The 4,396-nt window shown below is 63.1% G+C and carries 5 protein-coding genes; all 5 read left to right on the forward strand.

Annotation, left to right across the window (positions count from 1 at the left end):
* The first annotated feature begins 356 nt into the window (after positions 1-356).
* Positions 357-1,499 carry a type III PLP-dependent enzyme gene (locus tag JWQ24_RS00915; RefSeq protein WP_299803218.1) on the forward strand — a complete coding sequence of 381 codons (1,143 nt, stop codon included), beginning with the start codon at positions 357-359 and terminating at the stop codon, positions 1,497-1,499.
* 128 nt (positions 1,500-1,627) lie between these two features.
* Positions 1,628-2,230 carry an N-acetyltransferase gene (locus tag JWQ24_RS00920; RefSeq protein WP_299803221.1) on the forward strand — a complete coding sequence of 201 codons (603 nt, stop codon included), beginning with the start codon at positions 1,628-1,630 and terminating at the stop codon, positions 2,228-2,230.
* 53 nt (positions 2,231-2,283) lie between these two features.
* On the forward strand, positions 2,284-2,673 hold the full coding sequence (locus JWQ24_RS00925; protein ID WP_299803223.1) for a RidA family protein: 390 nt from the start codon (positions 2,284-2,286) through the stop codon (positions 2,671-2,673).
* Between the two features lie 496 nt (positions 2,674-3,169).
* Entirely contained in the window at positions 3,170-3,586 is a 417-nt protein-coding gene (gene rnk / locus JWQ24_RS00930) for a nucleoside diphosphate kinase regulator (protein ID WP_299803225.1), read from the forward strand.
* A 160-nt stretch (positions 3,587-3,746) separates the two neighbouring features.
* Positions 3,747-4,396, forward strand: a 650-nt coding sequence (locus JWQ24_RS00935; protein WP_299803227.1) for a saccharopine dehydrogenase NADP-binding domain-containing protein, incomplete at its 3' end; no start/stop codon positions are given.

Here is a 4,396-nt window from a genome sequence, read left to right on the forward strand (position 1 = left end):
GGCCAGCATCTCTCTCCAGGGATGCCGATGAAGGTGACTTTGATCCTTGCAACCGTGACTGGCAGCCGGAGGCGAACCGGCGCACCTCGTTCTCAACGGGGGACGCGACTTAAAGCAACGACGGATCGGGCTTTTTTGGTCTCTGCTGGCTTTCCATCAGCCAGCGCGAATGCCGAAGAGGCTTGTCCTTCATTGCCAGGTGAGCGGTAGGGTCACTCCCAACCAATCCACGGCAGCACTTACGGTCGGAACTTTCGGCTTTGCCGCGCCTCCATCGCGCGACTCAAGTCCGGGAGCGCTGAACCGTCATCAATTTTTTGAACGAGACCCGTCGCTGGGCCGTTTGGGAGAGTGCTATGACCGAACGTATTCAGGAATTCCTCCGCGCCCGCCGCAACGAGGGTAACGATATCGAGCCCTGTCTCGTGGTCGACCTCGAAGTCGTGCGCGACAATTACCAGACCTTCGCGAAGGCGCTGCCGGACAGCCGCGTGTTCTACGCGGTGAAGGCCAATCCGGCGCCGGAAGTGCTGTCGCTGCTCGCCTCGATGGGTTCGTGCTTCGACTGCGCGTCGGTGCAGGAGATCCAGATGGCGCTCGACGCTGACGCCACGCCCGACCGTATCTCGTTCGGCAACACCATCAAGAAGGAACGCGATATCGCGCGCGCCCACGCGCTCGGCATCGCTTTGTTCTCGGTCGACTGCGTCCAGGAAGTCGAGAAGATCGCCCGCGCCGCTCCCGGCGCCCGCGTGTTCTGCCGTATCCTCTATGACTGCGCCGGCGCCGAGTGGCCGCTGTCGCGCAAGTTCGGCTGCGATCCGGAAATGGCTGTCGACGTGCTCGAACTCGCCAAGCGTCTTGGCCTCGAGCCCTACGGCATCTCGTTCCATGTCGGCTCGCAGCAGCGCAAGGTGAAGGCGTGGGATCGCGCTTTGTCGATGGCGTCGTCGGTGTTCCGTGACTGTGCGGAGCGTGGCATCAACCTCTCCATGGTCAACATGGGCGGTGGATTCCCGACCAAATACTTGAAGGAAGTCCCGGCGGTCGTGCAGTACGGCCGCTCGATCTTCCGCGCGCTGCGCAAGCATTTCGGCAACGCGATTCCGGAGACCATCATCGAGCCGGGTCGCGGCATGGTCGGCAACGCCGGCATCATCGAGACCGAAGTCGTTCTGATCTCCAAGAAGAGCGACGAGGACGATGTGCGTTGGGTGTACCTGGACATCGGCAAGTTCGGCGGTCTCGCCGAGACGATGGACGAGTCGATCCGCTATGCCATCAAGACGCCGCATGACGGCGCCGAGATGACGCCCTGCGTGCTGGCCGGCCCGACCTGCGATTCGGCCGACGTGATGTACGAGAAGCTGCCGTACCCGCTGCCGGTGACGCTGGAGATCGGCGACAAGCTGCTGATCGAAGGCACCGGCGCCTATACGTCGACATACTCGGCGGTGGCGTTCAACGGCTTCCCGCCGCTGCGCACGTTCCATATCTGAGAACCTGCCACATCCGGGCGCCCTGCCCGGATCTGAGTAAGCGGGGCGCCGGTTTACCGGCTCCCATCCCGTCACTTCCACAATCCGGATGACAACACTCCGCACCACGGAGTGGGGAATGACATGCCATGACGACTGCAACGACGACTGCTCTGCATCAGACCGACACTGACAACACCCCGGCCGCCGCTTTCGCGATCCGCGAAGAGCGCGCCCATGACATTGCCGCGCGCGAAACGCTGCTCGATGTCTGCTTCGGCGTGGGCCGCAACGCCCGCACCTGCCAGCGGCTGCGCGACGGCCGCGTGCCGGCGCAGGGCCTGGCTTTCTCCGCGATGCATCAGGGGCGCCTGGTCGGCTCCGTCAGGCTGTGGAACGTCGATGCCGGCGATCGCCGGGCGCTGGTGCTCGGTCCCCTCGCGGTCGATGCGTCCGTTCGCGCACTCGGCATCGGCGCAGCGCTGATGAATCACGCCATCGCCGCGGCGAAGGCGCTGGGCCACGGCGCGATCATCCTGCTCGGCGACGAGCCGTATTACGCGCGCTTCGGCTTTGCAGCAGCCAAGGCCGAGGGACTGTCGCTGCCCGGCCCGTTCGAGCGGCATCGGCTGCTCGGCCTCGAATTGCGCCCGGGCGCCCTTAACCACGCCATTGGCCTGATCGTGCCCAATGGCGCGGCAGAAACGTACCCCGCTGCCGATCAAGTCGCGCCTGTCGCATGCGCGGCTTGATTTGACGGCCAATACGCTGCATTCCGGAAAATGTCCTGTTTGAGGCCCCCGCAATGACCCGCCGTCTTATTTCCACCGGTTCGCCGTTCGAGAAGGCCGCCGGCTATAGCCGCGCGGTGGTCGATGGCGACTTTGTGTTTGTAGCGGGCACTACCGGCTACGATTACACCAGCATGACCATGCCGGACAACATCACGGCGCAGACACGGAACTGCTTCAAGACTATCGGTGATGCGCTCAAGGAGGCCGGCTTTGAAATGGCCGATATCGTGCGCGCGACCTACTACATCACCGACCGCGCGGACGCGAGCGCGGTGATGTCGGTCACCGGCCTGCATCTTGGCGACATCCGGCCGGCCTCCACGATCGTCATCGTTGCGGGCCTCCTGAACCTGGAAATGAAAATCGAAATCGAAGTGACGGCAAAACGTCGCAGCGCGTAATGCGCACGATGTGACGCGACGATAGCGACTGCCTGCCATGTCGGGCCCACACCAAAGCGAGCATTCAGCAGCTGGTGCGTTGACTTTTCCGCCGGCTGACATAACTAGAGATGATGATGTCTAGCATTTGCAACAATCGCTTGCTGCTTCGCGCAGGTCGCCTTCAAACTGGAAGGTAGCCCGGGCGGACGCGCATTCGCGCCGTCCCGGGTAGTTGCAGTCCTTTCATTCACACCGTCCATTGATATGCGTGAATTGAATCACGGGAATAGCCGGCATCAACGTGCCATGCGCTTCCCTCGTGAGGCACGTCATGATGCCGGCAGGGTTTCCCCGAACGGCGCGCATGGCGCGATCTCCTTCCCCTGAACAGACAGCCGTATGGACCTGTCATTTCGCTGCAACAACGCAGCGTCATGAAATGGCTTTGCGCCGCAACGGCAACTACCCGATCCGCAGATCCGCCGAGTGCGACCGCGGCCTCAAGGAGAATATGATGATAAGCTACCAGCACCCCGAACTTCCTCCGATCTCGCTGCGCATGGGCGACGCCGATCGCTTGCGCAATATCGCCGAGGCCGCGTCGCGCAAATATCCTGAGACGACCGACTTCCTGGCGCGGGAAATCGAGCGCGCCGAAATCCTGCCGGATGAGCGGCTGCTGCCGGGCCTTGTCACGATGAATTCCGAAGTGACCTTCCGCGATGATATCAGCAGGGAGGAACGCACCGTCGTTCTGGTGTACCCGGATGCCGCCAACGTGGACGCCGGCCGGATCTCTATCCTGACACCGATCGGCGCCGCGCTGATCGGACTGTCAGCAGGACAGACCATCGAGTTCCAGACGCCCGGCGGGCGCTGGCGCGCGCTGACCGTGCTTCACGCCAACCCGCCGCGCGACGATCGCCGCTGACGGCCTGTTTCAGGACGATTTTGTGCAAATCTGGCGGCAAAGCATCGTTGCCGCCATTCCCCAACTGCCGTAGTCCTTCACGGCAGCAATCCCCCGACCATCCGGAGTTTCCATTTTGACCACATTCCCCATTCATGCGCGCATTACCGGACCCATCGTGATGGTCGGCTTCGGCTCGATCGGCAAAGGCACGCTGCCGCTGATCGAGCGGCATCTGGATTACGACAAGTCGCGCATCACCGTGCTCGATCCCAAGGACGAGGGCCGCAAGGCGCATTGCGAAAAGCACAACGTGCGCTTCATCCAGCAGGGGCTGACCAAAGAGAACTATCGCGAACTGCTGACGCCGCTGCTCACCGAAGGCGGCGGCCAGGGCTTCTGCGTCAACCTGTCGGTCGACACCGGCTCGAAAGACATCATGGAGCTCTGCAACGAACTCGGCACGCTCTACATCGACACTGTCAACGAACCCTGGCTCGGCTTCTATTTCGACGCGTCGAAGGGCGCGGCCGCGCGCTCCAACTATGCTCTGCGCGAGGCGACGCTTGCCGCCAAGAACGCGCGTCGCCCCGGTTCGACGACGGCCGTCTCCTGCTGCGGCGCCAACCCCGGCATGGTCTCCTTCTTCGTCAAACAGGCGCTGCTGAATGTCGCCGCCGACCTGAAGCTCAACGCCCACGAGCCGAAGACCAAGGCCGAATGGGCGGACCTGATGCGGCAGGCCGGCGTCAAGGGCATCCACATCGCCGAGCGCGACACGCAGCGCGCCAAGTCGCCGAAGGAGCCGGAGGTGTTCGTCAACACCTGGTC

The organism is Tardiphaga sp., assembly GCF_028290495.1.
In the GTDB taxonomy this organism is placed as follows: domain Bacteria; phylum Pseudomonadota; class Alphaproteobacteria; order Rhizobiales; family Xanthobacteraceae; genus Tardiphaga.